The organism is Neisseria dumasiana (assembly GCF_022870885.1).
Lineage (GTDB): Bacteria > Pseudomonadota > Gammaproteobacteria > Burkholderiales > Neisseriaceae > Neisseria > Neisseria dumasiana.
In genome coordinates this window covers 398267-414254 of record NZ_CP091509.1, presented here as the reverse complement: position 1 = coordinate 414254, position 15988 = coordinate 398267, and the positions used below count along the sequence as shown (strand labels likewise).

Genomic DNA, 15988 nt, shown 5'->3' with positions numbered 1-15988 from the left:
CTCTAAACGGGCTGCCTTAACTATTTAAAAGGCCGTCTGAATATATTATGGATATTTTATTACTGTTAAAAGCCCTCATCTTGGGCATTATTGAAGGGCTTACGGAATTTCTACCTATCTCCAGCACCGGTCACCTGATCGTAGTAGGAGATTTGATTAATTTCCACAGTAATGGAAAAGTTTTTGAAATTGCCATTCAGCTCGGAGCTGTTTTGGCTGTGATCTTTGAATACCGCCAGCGTTTCTCTCATGTTATTACGCATGTCGGACGCGATAAAACTGTTAACCGATTTGTTATCAATTTAGGCATTGCATTCATTCCGGCAGCAGTAGTAGGATTGATTTTCAGCAAACACATCAAAACATTTCTATTTAATCCGATTACCGTAGCAACGGCTTTAGTTGTCGGCGGCTTCATCATATTATGGATAGAACGTCGGCAAACGGCAGTTAAGCCTAAAGTAAATAATGTTGACGAGATGCGTATCCGTGATGCCTTAGTGGTAGGTTTGGCGCAAATCTGCGCGCTTGTACCAGGAACTTCTCGCTCCGGCAGTACAATCATGGGAGGCATGTTATGGGGGCTAGAGCGCAAAGTAGCAACAGAATTTTCGTTTTTTCTCGCCGTTCCAGTCATGATCGCGGCCACAACTTATGATGTTTTGAAACATTACAAGTTATTTAATGCACAAGATATAGGCTTAATCGCAATAGGCTTCATCTCAGCCTTTGCCGCAGGCTTGCTAGCTGTTAAAGCTTTATTAAAATTTGTTGCAACAAAAAATTATGTGCCATTTGCTTACTACCGCATCATTTTTGGTGGCTTGATTTTATTGACTTGGAAAATGGGCTGGGTCAGCTGGACTGAAATGTAAGCAATATAAATAAGTAGAGACCTTTGCGAAATAGTCCATTTTACCCATCAGCCGAAACCTAAACACAGGATTTCGGCTGTTTTTCATCCTAAATACCTTTATTCTCCTCAGATACCCGATAATCGGGCATCTGAACCGCCTTTCAGACGGCAACAGGCGCACGCAGCCTGTTGGCTGCTTTCAACAGATTCAAACACATCGCCTTCAGGTGGCTTTGCGCACTCACTTTGCTCAAACCCAAATAGGCTGCCCGGCCATAGCCGAATTTGCGGTGCAGCGTACCAAAGCTTTGCTCGACCACATAACGGGTTTTCGATAAGTGTCGGTTACGCTTAGTTTGCGCTTCCGTCAACGGGCGGTTGCGGTGGGATTTGCACATGATGCCGTCCCGCAGCTGACGTTCTTCCAGATGTTGCCGGTTTTCCATGCTGTCATAGCCTTTAGTAGTAGGTGTTTGCACTCATAGGCATTGGCGGCAGTGATGTGCAGTTTCTCGATATATAGTCAATCAAATTAATTTTTAATACAAGGCAGCAAGCCGAAGACAGTACAGATAGTACGGCAAGGCGCAGCAACGCCGTAGTAAAAGTTAAGTTGATTGGCTATAGCGTTCGGGCATCGGTACGGGTATGTTGCTTGTAACCCAGCCTGTATCGGCCGTCTTTCTTCATCCAACGGGCATCGCTGTCTTTACTCGGTGTGGTTTGGCTGTTGACTTGCCCTTCGTCATCCACTTCTATGGCCTGACGCTGTTTGCCGCCGGCCGTCTGAATAATGGTGGCGTCAACGATGGCGGCGGATACTTTCTCTACTTTTAAGCCCTTGTCAGTCAGTTGGCGGTTAATCAGATCCAATAATTCGGCCAAGATGTTGTCTTGCGCCAGCCAGTTGCGGTAACGGCATAAGGTGGTGTGATCGGGTATGCTCAGTTCGTCAAAACGGCAAAACAGATGGAAATCGATGCGGGTAATAAGGCTGTGTTCGAGTTCGGGATCGGAAAGGCTGTGCTATTGGCCGAGTAGAACGGCTTTGAACATGGATAGCGGGGATAGGCGGGACGGCCGCGGTGTTCTCGAAGGTAGCGGGTTCTTTGACGGTTGAGGTAATGCTCGATCGGTTACCAATCAATCACCTGCTCCAGCTTCAACAGGGGGAAGCGGTCGATGCGTTTGGCAATCATAGTTTGGGCGGTATGCTGAAAGAAGGTGCTCATGAGAAATCCCCTAAATGTCTTAGGAGGGAATTTAGGGGATTTGGGGGAATTTTGTAAAAGACTCAGCAAAGAACCCGTTGCCATGTAGCGCATCCACAGCATTAGTCTTATCGTGTCCCTGCCAATTATATATATTCAATCAACTTAACTTTTACTACAGCGTTGCTGCCTTGTTTCAAAAATAAGTTGATTGAATATATAGATATAACGCAGCGATAATAAAAAAGATCTATATCCTTTAATGTAGGATACAGATCTTAAAAATAAAATTAAACTATCTTATTTTGTCAATATACCTTCATTAATAACGAATCTATACAGATTTAGGAATATTGCAATAGTTTAAATTGGGGTAAAAGTATTTCCCTAGGCTATTACTCTGCTTCACCTTCAGTTTTTTCAACCAGCTCAACTAAAGCTAAAGGTGCATTATCGCCTTTTCGAAAACCATACTTCAAAATGCGTACGTAACCACCATTACGACTAGCAAAACGAGGTCCTAAATCTTCGAATAATTTAACAACGATATCACGATCGCGAGTTCGATTGAAGGCCAAACGTCGATTAGCCAATGAGGGTTTTTTCCCCAAAGTAATTAACGGTTCTACCACACGACGCAATTCTTTCGCTTTAGGTAAAGTAGTTACGATAGTTTCATGGCTTAATAAAGAGTTTGCCATATTGCGCAACATTGCAGCACGATGGCTGCTAGTGCGATTTAATTTACGGTTGCCATTACGATGACGCATGTCATAATCCTTTAATATTCAAACTTACGGCTTTTCCAAACCCACCGGGGGCCAAGCTTCTAATTTGGAACCTAAAGTCAAACCTTTAGAGGCTAATACTTCTTTAATCTCATTCAAAGATTTACGGCCTAAATTAGGTGTTTTAAGAAGCTCGGTTTCAGTACGCTGAATCAAATCACCAATATAATAAATATCTTCAGCTTTCAGGCAGTTAGCTGAGCGAACAGTTAATTCTAGATCATCTACAGGACGCAATAATACAGGATCAATAGGAGGTGCTTTTTCCTCAACCTCCTCTATCGGTGTACCTTGCAAATCTGCAAAAATAGACATCTGATCAATTAAAATACGTGCCGCACTACGCACAGCTTCTTCAGGATCAATAGAACCGTCCGTTTCAATATCTAGAACCAAACGATCTAAATCTGTGCGTTGTTCTACTCGAGCAGGTTCAACTTCAAAGCTAACACGACTGATGGGCGAAAAGCTCGCATCCAATTGAATTGCACCAATTTGTTTACTTTCATCGCGCAAAATACGACGTCCAGATACAGATTGATAACCACGCCCCTGTTCTACTTTAATTTCCATTTCAATCTGACCGTTATCAGACAAATGACAAATTACATGTTCAGGATTAATGATTTCAACATCATGTGGCAAGTCAATATCCCTTGCCAACACTAAACCTGCTCCAGATTTCTTCAAGGATAATTGAACAGAGTTTCTACCGTGTAATTTAAATATTACACCTTTGAGATTCAACAGAATATCGACTACATCTTCTTGAACCCCATCAACAGTAGAATACTCATGCAATACACCAGAAATAATTACTTCAGTAGGTGCAAAACCATTCATGGATGACAGTAAGATACGACGCAAAGCATTACCAAGAGTGTGACCGAAACCACGCTCAAATGGCTGCATAGATACTTTAGCGCGAGTCGCAGATAAAGTATCCACATCAATTTGACGAGGTTTCAAAAATTCGGAAGTGCCATTTTGCATTTAACTGTCCCTCACTGAGCTAGCATTATTTAGAATAGAATTCTACCACCAGCTGTTCATTAATATCGCCAGTTAATTCTGAGCGATCAGGCATATTCTTAAATACACCTTCCATTTTATTCACATCAACTGAAACCCAGCTTGGCAATCCAATCTGAGTAGCCAAACCCAAAGCTTCTTGAATACGAACTTGCTTTTTAGCTTTTTCGCGAACGCTAACAACATCACCAGCTTTAACTTGATAAGATGGGATATTGGCAACCTGACCATTAACTACAATCGCTTTGTGTGAAACAAGTTGACGGGCTTCTGCACGAGTAGAGCCAAAACCCATTCTATATACAACATTATCCAAGCGAGATTCTAAAAGTTGCAAAAGCAATTCACCTGTAGAACCTTTGCGTCGCGCGGCTTCTGCAAAATAACGTCGGAATTGACGTTCCAAAACCCCATAGATTCGACGAATTTTTTGTTTTTCACGTAATTGCAAACCATAATCTGATAAGCGGGGCTTTTTTGCACCATGCTGACCAGGAGCAGAATCCATTTTACATTTAGATTCTAAAGAACGTCTTGCGCTTTTCAGGAATAAATCGGTTCCTTCTCTACGCGCCAATTTACATTTAGGGCCAATATAACGTGCCATATATCAATCACTCCAATAATCTTAAATACGACGTTTTTTAGGCGGACGGCAACCGTTATGAGGCAACGGGGTAACGTCAGTAATACTGGTAATTTTAAAACCAAGAGCGTTGAGCGCACGAACTGAAGATTCACGACCTGGACCAGGACCTTTAATGCGAACCTCTAAATTTTTAACGCCATACTCTTGGGCAACTTTACCAGCGGCCTCTGCTGCTACTTGAGCAGCAAAAGGTGTACTTTTACGTGAACCTTTAAAACCAGCTCCGCCAGAGGTAGCCCAAGATAACGCATTTCCTTGGCGATCGGTAATAGTAATGATGGTATTGTTAAAAGATGCATGTACATGCACAATACCTTCACTTACGGTTTTACGTATTTTTTTACGTACACGTGAAGCTGTGTTTGCTTTAGCCATTAATTAAAATCCTCAAAAATTATTTTTTACCGGCAATTGCTTTACGCGGACCTTTACGGGTACGGGCATTTGTACGAGTACGCTGCCCACGACAAGGCAAACCACGACGATGTCTGAAGCCACGGTAGCAGCCCATATCCATCAAGCGCTTGATACTCATTGTCACTTCACGACGCAAATCGCCTTCTACCTCAAACTTAGAAACTTGCTCACGCAATGCTTCTAATTGTGACTCATCCAAATCTTTCACTTTGGTGCTAGGTGTAATATTAGCAGCTTCGCAAATTAATTTAGCACGAGTAGAGCCTATACCGTAAATAGCCTGAAGGCCAATTACGATATGAGCATGGTTAGGGATGTTCACCCCTGCAATACGAGCCATATCATTTCCTTTAAGGGCAAAATTTTATCACTATACCACAAAATCATTTTCAAGTAAAAAATACTCAACCTTGACGTTGTTTGTGACGGGGATCAGTACAAATTACACGCACTACACGATTACGACGAATAATTTTGCAGTTACGGCAAATTTTCTTTACAGAAGGTTGTACACGCATTTTATTTCCTTTCTTTATCTAGCTCGAAACACTATACGTGCACGAGTCAAATCATATGGAGTAAGCTCAACAGTAACTTTATCACCAGGAGAAATACGAATATAATGCATTCGCATTTTTCCAGAGATATGTCCTAGAACAACATGATCATTCTCTAGTTTTACTTTGAAAGTCGCATTAGGTAAAGTTTCTAGGATTTCACCTTGCATTTGTATAGTGTCTTCTTTAGCCATAATTCATAATTTTCAATTACTTGATAATGATTTCATATCAGTATTCTTAATTAAATGCTCATATTGGTGAGTCATCCTATATGATGCAATTTGGGTATAAAAATCCATCGTAACGACTACAAGAATCAGCAATGAAGTTCCACCCAAATAGAAAGGCACATTTAAAGCTGTTGTTAAAAATTCAGGAATTAAACAAATAACAGTAATGTATAAAGCACCAAAAAAAGTCAAACGTAATACAATTTTTTCCAAATATTTAGATGTTTGTTCACCAGGTCTAATGCCTGGAACAAATGCACCACTTTTTTTCAGATTATCAGCCATTTCTTTAGGACTAAATACTAAAGCTGTATAAAAATAGCAAAAGAATATAATTGTACTAGCAAATAACAAAATATAAATCGGTTGCCCATGTTGTAACAATGCTGCTAATTTACTTAACCAACCACTCGAACCAACAGAACCAAACCAACCCACCAATGTTGAAGGAAACAGTATGATACTCGATGCAAAAATAGGAGGAATAACTCCTGCCATATTCAACTTAAATGGCATATGAGTAGTTTGTCCTTGAAAGATTCTATTACCTATTTGACGTTTAGCATACTGAATCGGTATTTTACGCTGAGCACTTTCAAAGTATACAACAATATAAACCAATAATAATGAGCCTAGTGCAATGGCTATTGCCATTAATATACTCATTGAACCTTGACTAGTTAAAGTTAATAGCTGAGAAATTGCCGATGGCATTCCCGAAACAATACCAGCGGTAATTATTAAAGATATACCATTACCAATTCCTCTTTCAGTCATCTGCTCCCCTAACCACATCAAGAACATTGTTCCCGTTACTAAGCATATGACAGTTGAAATATAAAATTCAATTTGAGAAACTACTACCACATCTTGCTGATAAACAAAGGTTGCAACACCAAAACTTTGCAGAAGAGCCAAGACAACGGTGCCATAACGAGTATACTTAGTAATGGTTTTTCTTCCTGCCTCTCCTTCTTTTTTTAACGCTTTGAGAGTTGGAAGAATTTCTGATGCCAATTGAACAATAATTGACGCAGAAATATAAGGCATGATCCCGATAGCAAAAATACTAAAGCGCTCCAGCGAGCCTCCTGAGAACACATTTAACATGCCCAAGATGCCGCTGCTTGCGCTTTCATATAACTTAGCTAAAGCAACTGCATCAACACCTGGCACGGGTATATGAGCACCAATACGAAATACAATTAATGCCCCAAGCAAAAATAATAATCGCTGCTTAAGATCACCGTACTTTTTTAGTACTAATGAAGATAGTTGATTAGCCACTTAAATCTAAGCCTTATTCTTCAATTTTTCCACCAGCAGCCTCAATTGCTGCTTTCGCACCTGCTGTAGCTTTAACACCTTTTAAAACAATTGCTTTTTGAATCTCACCGGAAGCAATCACTTTAACGCTTTGAGCACGCGAATCAACCAAGCGAACTTGTTTTAAAGTTAACAAATCAATTACATCAACTGCAATTAACGATAACTCATTCAAAGTAATTTCTGCATTTTTAGCCGTTGATGAAGACTTAAAGCCACGCTTAGGCAGACGTCGCTGCAAAGGCATTTGTCCACCTTCAAAGCCTACTTTATGGAAACCGCCAGAACGGCTTTTTTGACCTTTATGGCCACGCCCACCAGTTTTTCCTAAACCACTACCAATACCACGGCCAACACGCCGCTTAGAATGAGTTGAGCCTTCAGCAGGTTGAATAGTATTTAAAAACATTATTAAGACTCCACTTTTAATAGATAGCTGATCTTATTAATCATGCCACGATTTTCAGGAGTATCCAAAACCTCAACAGTATGTTCGCGATGCCGCAAGCCTAATCCGCGCGCACAAGCACGATGAGACTGGATAGTACCGATTAAACTTTTTGCCAAAGTTACTCTAATTTTTTTTTGCTCAGTCATTACCATTGACTCCTAAAATATCTTCAACAGTCAATCCACGTTTAGCAGCAATATCAGCAGGAGTGTATAACTTCGATAAGCCATCTAAAGTAGCACGCACAATATTATAAGGATTTGTAGAACCGTGCACTTTTGCAGAAATGTTATGAATACCCATCGCATCGAATACTAAACGCATCGGACCACCAGCCTTAACACCACTACCTTCTTTAGCAGGTTGCATAAATACACGAGTTGCGCCGTGTTTACCGATTACTTCATGATGAATTGTACCATTTTTTAATGGTATCTTAATCATCGAACGACGAGCTTGATCCATCGCTTTTTGCACGGCTACGGGAACTTCTTTTGATTTCCCTTTACCCATGCCGATACGGCCATCTCCGTCACCAACCACTGTTAAAGCCGAAAAAGCCATAATGCGTCCGCCTTTAACTACTTTTGTTACACGATTTACAGCTACCATTTTCTCAATTAAGCCGTCACCGCGCTCTTCAATTTCATGTTTTGCCATTTGAAATCTCCAAATCTTTTAGAAGCTTAAGCCATTTTCACGCGCAGCCTCAGCCAAAGCCTTCACGCGACCATGATATTGAAAACCAGAACGATCAAAAGCAACTTTATCAACACCAACAGCTTTAGCCTTTTCAGCAATTCGCTTACCTACAATCGCAGCTGCCTCAATATTACCACCTGACTTTAGATTATTACGTACTTCAGCCTCCAAAGTTGAAGCTTGAGCCAAAACTTTATTACCTTCGGCACTAATAACTTGTGCATAAATATGGCTGTTTGAACGAAATACGCACAATCTAACCATTTTTAAATCTGCAATACGAGCACGAGTTTTACGAGCACGACGCAGTCGGGTTACATGTTTATTCATTAGGAAAACCTCAATTATTTTTTCTTGGCTTCTTTCATTACTACTACTTCCCCAACATAGCGAACGCCTTTACCTTTATAAGGTTCAGGTGAACGATATGAGCGAATTTCCGCAGCAACTTGACCAACAACTTGTTTATCCGCACCAGTCAAAACAATCTCTGTTTGACTTGGCGTTTGCACTGAAACACCCTCAGGCATTTCATGAACAACAGGATGAGAAAAACCTAAAGAAAGATTCAACACATTACCTTGAGCTTGGGCTCGATAGCCCACGCCAATAAGTTGCAATTTCTTCTCAAAGCCTTCAGAAACACCTTTAACCATATTATTGACTAAAGCACGAACGGTACCAGACATAGCATTTGCCTGCTTAGTATTGTTCTTTGCGGTAAAAGTTAATTCACCTTCGTTTAATTCAATTGAAACATCAGCAGATAAAGGTAAAGATAACTCACCGTTTTTACCTTTAACTACAATGGAATCTGTTCCAAACTTTACTTCAACCCCAGCAGGAACAGTCACTGGATTTTTAGCTACACGTGACATCTTAAAATCTCCCACCTAGGCAACAATACACAATAACTCACCACCGACACCTTCCGAGCGAGCTTTACGATCTGTCATTATACCCTTAGAAGTGCTTACAATAGCCACACCCAAGCCATTCATTACATTCGGAATTTCATTAGAGGCTTTATAAATACGCAAACCAGGACGTGATACACGTTTAATCTGCTCAATAACAGGGCGACCTGCATAATATTTCAATTGAATTTCCAAAACAGGTTTCAAGTCATTCGAAACTGAAAAATCTTCAATGTAACCCTCTTCTTTCAATACTTTAGCAATGGCGCATTTCAATTTAGAAGAAGGCATAGAAACGGCAACTTTGTTTGCACGCTGTGCATTTCGGATACGAGTCAACATATCGGAAATAGGATCATGCATACTCATATAATTATTACTCCTATTACCAGCTAGCTTTAACAACACCCGGAATCTCGCCACGCATAGCAATTTCACGGATTTTAATACGACCCAAACCAAACTTACGGAAGGTACCACGAGGGCGCCCTGTAAGAGCACAGCGACGACGCTGACGTACAGGTGCAGCATTACGAGGAATGGCTTGAAGTTTCAAACGAGCTTCAAAACGTTCTTCATCCGAAGCATTTGAATCATTAATAATAGCAAAAATAGCCTCACGCTTAGCGGCATATTTTTTCGCCAGAGCAACGCGTTTTAATTCGCGATTGATAAGTGCTTTTTTAGCCATGAATTATCCTTTAAACGGAAACTTAAACAATGATAACAAAGCTTTTGCTTCTTCATCAGTCTTAGCAGTTGTTGTAATAGTAATGTTCAAACCACGCAAAGCATCAATTTTGTCATATTCAATTTCCGGGAAAATGATTTGCTCACGCACACCCATATTATAGTTACCACTACCATCAAAAGATTTACCGCTAACTCCACGGAAATCACGTACACGAGGCAAGGCAATAGTAACCAAGCGATCCAAAAATTCAAACATCTGGTCACGACGCAAAGTAACTTTACAACCTACCGGATAGTTATCACGAATCTTAAAACCCGCAATTGATTTACGAGCAACAGTCACTACTGGTTTTTGACCAGCAATTTTTTCCAAATCGGCAACAGCATGCTCCATAACTTTCTTATCAGCAACAGCTTCACCAACACCCATATTCAATGTAATTTTCTCAATACGAGGCACTTCCATAATTGACTTATAACCAAATTGCTTCATCAATTCCGGCACCACAGTACTGCTATAAAACTCTCTCAAACGAGCCATATTATCTCCTTATGCCCCAATGATAGAGCCATTAGATTTGAAGAAGCGGACACGCTTTACTTTGCCATCACTCTCAACCAACTTGATACCAACACGGTCAGCTTTATTTGTTTCAGGATTAAGAATAGCAATATTAGAAATAGCTAAAGGCATGTTTTTCACAACAATACCGCCCTCAATACCGCGCATAGGATTTGGCTTCTGATGACGATTAACAACATTAATACCTTCAACAATAACCTTGTCGCCTAAAACCTTTACCACTTGACCTTGTTTACCTTTATCTTTACCAGCAATCACAATTACTTGGTCGCCTTTAATAATTTTGTTCATCGCCGTTATTCCTTCCTTATAATACCTCAGGTGCCAATGAAACAATTTTCATAAAGCGCTCCGTACGCAGCTCACGAGTAACCGGGCCAAAAATACGAGTACCTAAAGGCTCAAGCTTATTATTCAATAAAACAGCCGCATTATTATCAAATTTAATCAGTGCACCATCAGGACGACGCACACCTTTTGCAGTGCGAACTACAACAGCATTAAATACATCACCCTTTTTCACACGACCACGCGGAGCCGCATCCTTAACTGCAACTTTAATAATGTCGCCAACCGAAGCATAACGACGCTTAGATCCACCTAACACTTTGATGCACATTACACGGCGCGCACCAGAGTTATCAGCCACATCTAAAATGGTCTGCATTTGAATCATTTTATTACCTTTTAAAAAACCAACTTAATTTACCTTTTTCAGCTAGTTTTGCAACATGAAATTTACAATACTTAACTGAAACCTATATTAGGTTCTAGCAAACCAGTCTTGGATCCCGAAGGGAGAAAGTTCTCAAAGAGAAACTGAAGAGAAGAAACGAAGTTTACATGCAAATTGCTATTGATGCAAGACTTCGTTTCCATTTTAAAGCATTACTGTTTAAAATTTTAAACAGAGCGCGCTTTTTCCAACAACTCTTTAACAACCCAAGATTTAGTTTTTGACAGAGGACGACTTTCTTCAATCACAACCACATCTCCAATGCCATATTGATTTTGCTCGTCATGAGCATGAATCTTGGTAGAACGGCGGATAATTTTACCATATAAGGGGTGCTTTACTTTTCGCTCCACCAAAACGGTTACTGTTTTGTCCATTTTGTCGCTAACCACTTTGCCTTGCAAAGTACGAACATTTTTTGATTCGCTCATTACTTAGCACCTTTTTCAGTTAAAATGGTTTTAATACGGGCAATTTCGCGACGTACTCTTTTTAATTCACTCGGCTTACCTAATTGACCAGTAGCATTTTGCATGCGCAGGCCAAACTGGGTTTTTAGCAAACCAAGCAAATCTGCGTTTAATTGCTCAACCGATTTGTCTTTTAGTTCATTCGCTTTCATTATTGACCTACCTGTCTTACTACGAATACTGTCGGAATCGGCAGTTTAGCAGAGGCCAACTCAAATGCTTCACGAGCCAAAGCCTCAGGAACACCATCCATTTCGTACAACATTTTACCTGGTTGAATTTCGGCAACGTAGTACTCAGGAGAACCTTTACCGCCACCCATACGAACTTCTGCAGGCTTAGATGTAATCGGTTTATCAGGAAACACTCGAATCCAAATGCGACCACCACGTTTAATGTGACGGGTCATTGTACGACGTGCAGCCTCAATTTGGCGGGCAGTCAAACGACCACGACCAACCGCTTTTAAGCCAAACTCACCGAAGCTTACTTTATTTCCTCGAGTAGCAATACCGGTGTTACGACCTTTATGCTGTTTTCGATATTTAAGTCTAGTTGGCTGCAGCATGACGGCCTCCTACCTTTCTTTGTCTTTTTTCTTGCTCAGGTTTCGCTTGGGAAACTTTTTCGTTACCTTCGCCTGTATAAACCCAAACTTTCAAACCTAAAACACCATAGGTTGTATGAGCTTCACTGGTCGCATAATCAACATTTGCACGCAAAGTATGCAAAGGCACTCGACCTTCACGATACCATTCACTACGAGCAATATCAGCACCATTCAAGCGGCCAGATGTCATAATTTTGATACCTTTAGCTCCAACACGCATTGCATTTTGCATTGCACGTTTCATAGCACGGCGGAACTGAACACGCTTTTCAAGCTGTTGTGCGATACCATCAGCAATAATTTGAGCATCCAATTCAGGTTTACGAATTTCTTCGATATTTACATGAACGGGCACACCCATTAATTTTTGCAAATCACGTTTCAGAACTTCGATATCTTCGCCTTTTCTACCAATTACAACACCAGGACGAGCTGAGTGAATAGTAATACGGGCAGATTTTGCAGGACGCTCAATTACAACGCGACCTACCGAAGCATTTGCCAAGCGCTTACGCAAATACTCGCGAACATCGATATCTTGTTTTAAAACAGTAGGAAAATCACTACTTTTAGCAAACCATTTTGAAGACCAGTCTTTAGTTACCGCCAAGCGAAAGCCGGTAGGATTAATCTTTTGTCCCATAGCTTTTCCTTAATTACCTACTGTCACATTGATGTGACAAGTTTGTTTTTCAATGCGGTTACCACGACCTTTGGCACGTGCTTGAAAACGTTTCAAGCTAGGACCTTTGTCAACAAAAATGGTTACCACTTTTAACTCGTCAATATCAGCACCTTCATTGTGTTCTGCATTTGCAATTGCAGATTCCAGTACTTTCTTAACAAGTTCAGCACCTTTTTTAGGGCTAAATGCCAAGATATTTAAAGCTTGGGCAACGTCTTTACCACGAATCAAATCTGCAACTAAACGAGCCTTTTGTGCAGAAATGCGGGCATTTTTATGTTGTGCACTTACTCTCATGATTCACCTTATTTCTTTTTAGCCTTTTTATCAGCCAAATGGCCTTTAAAGGTACGGGTCAATGAGAACTCACCTAATTTATGACCAACCATATTGTCACTGATGAAAACAGGAACATGAGTACGTCCGTTATGAACAGCGATAGTTAAACCGATAAAATCAGGCAAAATAGTAGAACGACGCGACCAAGTCTTGATCGGACGCTTATCATTACTTGCACGAGCCGCATCTACTTTTTTCAGCAAATGCAGGTCTACATATGGACCTTTTTTCAATGAACGAGCCATATTAATTAACCTTTATTTGAGTAACGGCGGCGAACAATCATATTGTCCGTGCGTTTATTGTTACGAGTACGGTAGCCTTTAGAAGGTGTACCCCATGGACTCACAGGTTCACGAGCTTCACCGGTACGTCCCTCACCACCACCATGCGGGTGATCTACAGGGTTCATTACCACACCGCGAACTGTCGGACGAATACCGCGCCAACGATTGGCACCAGCCTTACCGATTTTCTTCAGACTTTGCTCTTCATTACCGACTTCACCAATGGTAGCACGACAATCTACATGAATCTTGCGAACCTCGCCTGAACGCAAACGTACTTGAGCATAAATTCCTTCTTTAGCCAACAACACAGCAGATGCACCGGCAGAGCGGGCAATCTGTGCGCCTTTACCGGGCTTCATTTCAATGCAGTGAATTGTGGTACCCACAGGAATATTACGGATCGGCAAAGTATTACCTACCTTGATTGCAGACTCCGCACCAGATACCAATACCGCACCGGCTTTAATACCTCGAGGAGCAATAATGTAGCGACGTTCACCGTCTGCATAGCACAACAATGCAATATGTGCAGTGCGGTTCGGATCGTATTCAATACGCTCAACCTTAGCAGGAATGCCGTCTTTATTACGTTTGAAATCTACAATACGGTAATGGTGTTTATGTCCACCACCTTTATGGCGAGTGGTAATATGACCATTATTGTTACGACCGGCTGTAGAGTTTTTCTTTTCAAGCAGTGCAGCGTACGGAGCACCTTTATGCAAACCTTCAGTGGTTACACGAACCATGCCGCGGCGACCAGCAGAGGTTGGCTTCATTTTTACAATAGCCATGTTACTTATTCCTTATCTGCAGCTGCAGCAGCGGCTTCCAAATCCAATTCCTGCCCGGCAGCCAAGCTTACATAAGCTTTTTTAACATCGCTGCGGCGACCCAAGGTGCGGCCAAAGCGCTTGGTTTTACCTTTAGTGGTAACGGTAGTCACAGAAGCAACTTCCACACCAAACAAAAACTCCACAGCGGCTTTAATTTCCTGTTTAGTTGCATTCGGCAACACTTTAAAAGTCATCTGATTACGCTTTTCTGCCAGCAGATTGCTTTTTTCAGAAACAACAGGAGCCAAAATCACTTGTGTTAAACGTTGTTGATTCATACCCATTGCTCCTCTAACTGCGCTATTGCTTCTTTAGTAATCACTACTTTTTTATAACGCAGCAAGCTATAAGGATCAATTTGCTGAGCTTCCAAAACCAGCACATTAGGCAGGTTACGTGAAGCTAAATAAACATTTTCATCCAGCTGCTTAGTTACAAATAAAACCTGTTCCAAACCCAAGTTTTTCACTTGCTCGGCAAACTCTTTGGTTTTAGGTGTTTGGGCATTGAGCGACTCAATAACAAACAAACGCTCGTCCCGAACCAATTGAGACAAAATGGTTGCCATACCGGCACGGTACATTTTGCGGTTTACTTTTTTAGTAAAATTCTCATTCGGTTTATTAGGGAATGCGCGGCCACCTTTTCTCCACAAAGGAGAAGAAGTCATGCCTGAACGTGCACGACCGGTACCTTTTTGACGCCAAGGCTTTTTAGTTGAGTGACTAACCTCGGCACGAGTTTTTTGAGCACGGTTACCAGAGCGGGCATTCGCCAAAAAAGCAGTAACAAGCTGATGCACCAATGACTCATTGTACTCACGGGCAAACAGAGCATCAGAAACAGCCAAGCTGCCTGCAACCTGCCCTTTAGCATCAATTACTTTTAATTCCATTACGCACCTACTTTCACGCTGGGACGTACAACAACATCACTGTTTACCGCACCAGGAACAGCACCCTTAACCAGCAACAGCTGACGCTCCACATCCACACGGACTACTTCCAAGTTTTGAACGGTAGATTTCGTATTGCCGTATTGACCGGCCATACGCTTACCGGGGAACACTCGACCGGGGTCTTGAGCCATACCAATAGAACCGGGAACACGGTGCGAACGGGAGTTACCGTGAGAAGTACGCTGCGCTCCAAAATTGTGGCGCTTGATGGTACCTGAGAAGCCTTTACCTTTTGAGGTACCGGTTACATCAACCAGCTGACCTGCTTGAAACATATCAACAGTGATTTGATCGCCGGCTTTCAGCTCGCCTAATTTTTCTTCAGACAAAGCAAACTCAATCAAACCTCGACCTGCTTCCACACCTGCTTTGGCAAAGTGGCCGGCTTCGGCTTTATTGGTACGATTGGCTTTTTTCTGACCAAAGGTAACCTGTACGGCAGTGTAGCCGTCGGCATCTTTGGATTTTACTTGAGTGACGCGGTTAGCAGACATATCCAACACGGTTACAGGAACAGATGCACCCTGCTCATTAAACACGCGTGTCATACCCACTTTGCGCCCAACCAGACCTAACGTCATGATTATTTTCCTTTTTAATTTAAAGGGGCTAATTACGATTGATTAGCCATTGCACAAAATACATACTT

At 41.4% G+C, this 15988-nt stretch carries 29 protein-coding genes and 2 pseudogenes; 1 reads left to right on the top strand and 30 read right to left on the bottom strand.

Annotated features, from left to right (window positions below; genetic code table 11):
- The first annotated feature begins 47 nt into the window (after positions 1-47).
- Positions 48-875, top strand: a complete 828-nt coding sequence (locus LVJ88_RS01890; RefSeq protein ID WP_085359933.1) for an undecaprenyl-diphosphate phosphatase — start codon at positions 48-50, stop codon at positions 873-875.
- 142 nt (positions 876-1017) lie between these two features.
- Here the strand turns inward: LVJ88_RS01890 and LVJ88_RS01885 are convergent.
- The 30 genes and pseudogenes from LVJ88_RS01885 to rplC all read right to left on the bottom strand — a co-directional run.
- Positions 1018-1381: pseudogene (locus LVJ88_RS01885) on the bottom strand (transposase); the annotation flags it as partial.
- Between the two features lie 108 nt (positions 1382-1489).
- Positions 1490-2088, bottom strand: a pseudogene (locus LVJ88_RS01880) (transposase); the annotation flags it as partial.
- Positions 2089-2462: 374 nt separating this feature from the next.
- The gene (gene rplQ, locus LVJ88_RS01875) at positions 2463-2837 is read right to left on the bottom strand and encodes a 50S ribosomal protein L17 (RefSeq protein ID WP_054599898.1); all 375 of its coding nucleotides are present in this window, start codon (positions 2835-2837) and stop codon (positions 2463-2465) included.
- 24 nt (positions 2838-2861) lie between these two features.
- Complete coding sequence (locus LVJ88_RS01870; RefSeq protein WP_054599897.1) at positions 2862-3848, bottom strand: DNA-directed RNA polymerase subunit alpha; 987 nt, start codon at positions 3846-3848, stop codon at positions 2862-2864.
- 25 nt (positions 3849-3873) lie between these two features.
- Entirely contained in the window at positions 3874-4494 is a 621-nt protein-coding gene (gene rpsD, locus LVJ88_RS01865; RefSeq protein WP_085418795.1) for a 30S ribosomal protein S4, read from the bottom strand.
- 21 nt (positions 4495-4515) lie between these two features.
- Positions 4516-4911, bottom strand: coding sequence for a 30S ribosomal protein S11 (gene rpsK, locus LVJ88_RS01860; protein ID WP_054599895.1), 396 nt, complete (start codon positions 4909-4911; stop codon positions 4516-4518).
- 19 nt (positions 4912-4930) lie between these two features.
- Positions 4931-5293 carry a 30S ribosomal protein S13 gene (gene rpsM, locus LVJ88_RS01855; protein ID WP_054599894.1) on the bottom strand — a complete coding sequence of 121 codons (363 nt, stop codon included), beginning with the start codon at positions 5291-5293 and terminating at the stop codon, positions 4931-4933.
- Positions 5294-5357: 64 nt separating this feature from the next.
- On the bottom strand, positions 5358-5471 hold the full coding sequence (rpmJ, locus tag LVJ88_RS01850; protein ID WP_003697674.1) for a 50S ribosomal protein L36: 114 nt from the start codon (positions 5469-5471) through the stop codon (positions 5358-5360).
- Positions 5472-5485: 14 nt separating this feature from the next.
- Positions 5486-5704, bottom strand: coding sequence for a translation initiation factor IF-1 (infA, locus tag LVJ88_RS01845; RefSeq protein ID WP_003684714.1), 219 nt, complete (start codon positions 5702-5704; stop codon positions 5486-5488).
- Positions 5705-5716: 12 nt separating this feature from the next.
- Positions 5717-7030 (bottom strand): preprotein translocase subunit SecY, encoded by a 1314-nt coding sequence (secY, locus tag LVJ88_RS01840; RefSeq protein WP_085418794.1) that lies wholly within the window; start codon positions 7028-7030, stop codon positions 5717-5719.
- Positions 7031-7043: 13 nt separating this feature from the next.
- Positions 7044-7478: a 50S ribosomal protein L15 gene (rplO, locus tag LVJ88_RS01835; RefSeq protein ID WP_085418793.1), complete on the bottom strand. Its 435-nt coding sequence runs from the start codon at positions 7476-7478 to the stop codon at positions 7044-7046.
- 2 nt (positions 7479-7480) lie between these two features.
- Positions 7481-7666 (bottom strand): 50S ribosomal protein L30, encoded by a 186-nt coding sequence (gene rpmD, locus LVJ88_RS01830; RefSeq protein ID WP_085356007.1) that lies wholly within the window; start codon positions 7664-7666, stop codon positions 7481-7483.
- Positions 7659-8180 carry a 30S ribosomal protein S5 gene (gene rpsE, locus LVJ88_RS01825; protein ID WP_054599890.1) on the bottom strand — a complete coding sequence of 174 codons (522 nt, stop codon included), beginning with the start codon at positions 8178-8180 and terminating at the stop codon, positions 7659-7661. Before rpsE ends, rpmD begins: the two co-directional genes overlap by 8 nt.
- A gap of 18 nt (positions 8181-8198) precedes the next feature.
- Positions 8199-8552, bottom strand: a complete 354-nt coding sequence (gene rplR, locus LVJ88_RS01820; RefSeq protein WP_085418792.1) for a 50S ribosomal protein L18 — start codon at positions 8550-8552, stop codon at positions 8199-8201.
- A 14-nt stretch (positions 8553-8566) separates the two neighbouring features.
- On the bottom strand, positions 8567-9100 hold the full coding sequence (rplF, locus tag LVJ88_RS01815) for a 50S ribosomal protein L6 (RefSeq protein ID WP_085356023.1): 534 nt from the start codon (positions 9098-9100) through the stop codon (positions 8567-8569).
- Positions 9101-9115: 15 nt separating this feature from the next.
- Complete coding sequence (gene rpsH / locus LVJ88_RS01810; RefSeq protein ID WP_054599888.1) at positions 9116-9508, bottom strand: 30S ribosomal protein S8; 393 nt, start codon at positions 9506-9508, stop codon at positions 9116-9118.
- 16 nt (positions 9509-9524) lie between these two features.
- The gene (gene rpsN / locus LVJ88_RS01805; protein WP_054599887.1) at positions 9525-9830 is read right to left on the bottom strand and encodes a 30S ribosomal protein S14; all 306 of its coding nucleotides are present in this window, start codon (positions 9828-9830) and stop codon (positions 9525-9527) included.
- Between the two features lie 3 nt (positions 9831-9833).
- Positions 9834-10373, bottom strand: a complete 540-nt coding sequence (gene rplE, locus LVJ88_RS01800) for a 50S ribosomal protein L5 (protein WP_054599886.1) — start codon at positions 10371-10373, stop codon at positions 9834-9836.
- A 9-nt stretch (positions 10374-10382) separates the two neighbouring features.
- The gene (rplX, locus tag LVJ88_RS01795; RefSeq protein WP_085418791.1) at positions 10383-10706 is read right to left on the bottom strand and encodes a 50S ribosomal protein L24; all 324 of its coding nucleotides are present in this window, start codon (positions 10704-10706) and stop codon (positions 10383-10385) included.
- A gap of 16 nt (positions 10707-10722) precedes the next feature.
- Positions 10723-11091: a 50S ribosomal protein L14 gene (rplN, locus tag LVJ88_RS01790; protein ID WP_054599884.1), complete on the bottom strand. Its 369-nt coding sequence runs from the start codon at positions 11089-11091 to the stop codon at positions 10723-10725.
- A gap of 227 nt (positions 11092-11318) precedes the next feature.
- Positions 11319-11582 carry a 30S ribosomal protein S17 gene (gene rpsQ, locus LVJ88_RS01785; protein ID WP_054599883.1) on the bottom strand — a complete coding sequence of 88 codons (264 nt, stop codon included), beginning with the start codon at positions 11580-11582 and terminating at the stop codon, positions 11319-11321.
- Complete coding sequence (rpmC, locus tag LVJ88_RS01780; RefSeq protein ID WP_054599882.1) at positions 11582-11773, bottom strand: 50S ribosomal protein L29; 192 nt, start codon at positions 11771-11773, stop codon at positions 11582-11584. The genes rpsQ and rpmC overlap by 1 nt, the downstream gene beginning before the upstream one ends.
- Positions 11773-12189 carry a 50S ribosomal protein L16 gene (gene rplP / locus LVJ88_RS01775; RefSeq protein WP_054599881.1) on the bottom strand — a complete coding sequence of 139 codons (417 nt, stop codon included), beginning with the start codon at positions 12187-12189 and terminating at the stop codon, positions 11773-11775. The genes rpmC and rplP overlap by 1 nt, the downstream gene beginning before the upstream one ends.
- Complete coding sequence (gene rpsC / locus LVJ88_RS01770; RefSeq protein WP_054599880.1) at positions 12173-12874, bottom strand: 30S ribosomal protein S3; 702 nt, start codon at positions 12872-12874, stop codon at positions 12173-12175. The genes rplP and rpsC overlap by 17 nt, the downstream gene beginning before the upstream one ends.
- 9 nt (positions 12875-12883) lie before the next feature.
- Positions 12884-13213 (bottom strand): 50S ribosomal protein L22, encoded by a 330-nt coding sequence (gene rplV, locus LVJ88_RS01765; RefSeq protein ID WP_054599879.1) that lies wholly within the window; start codon positions 13211-13213, stop codon positions 12884-12886.
- 8 nt (positions 13214-13221) lie between these two features.
- On the bottom strand, positions 13222-13500 hold the full coding sequence (gene rpsS, locus LVJ88_RS01760; protein WP_002215422.1) for a 30S ribosomal protein S19: 279 nt from the start codon (positions 13498-13500) through the stop codon (positions 13222-13224).
- A gap of 5 nt (positions 13501-13505) precedes the next feature.
- Entirely contained in the window at positions 13506-14339 is an 834-nt protein-coding gene (rplB, locus tag LVJ88_RS01755; RefSeq protein WP_085356006.1) for a 50S ribosomal protein L2, read from the bottom strand.
- Between the two features lie 5 nt (positions 14340-14344).
- Entirely contained in the window at positions 14345-14659 is a 315-nt protein-coding gene (gene rplW / locus LVJ88_RS01750; RefSeq protein WP_180384144.1) for a 50S ribosomal protein L23, read from the bottom strand.
- Positions 14656-15276, bottom strand: coding sequence for a 50S ribosomal protein L4 (gene rplD / locus LVJ88_RS01745; RefSeq protein ID WP_085418790.1), 621 nt, complete (start codon positions 15274-15276; stop codon positions 14656-14658). The genes rplW and rplD overlap by 4 nt, the downstream gene beginning before the upstream one ends.
- Positions 15276-15920, bottom strand: a complete 645-nt coding sequence (gene rplC / locus LVJ88_RS01740; RefSeq protein ID WP_054599875.1) for a 50S ribosomal protein L3 — start codon at positions 15918-15920, stop codon at positions 15276-15278. Before rplC ends, rplD begins: the two co-directional genes overlap by 1 nt.
- Positions 15921-15988 lie beyond the last annotated feature (68 nt).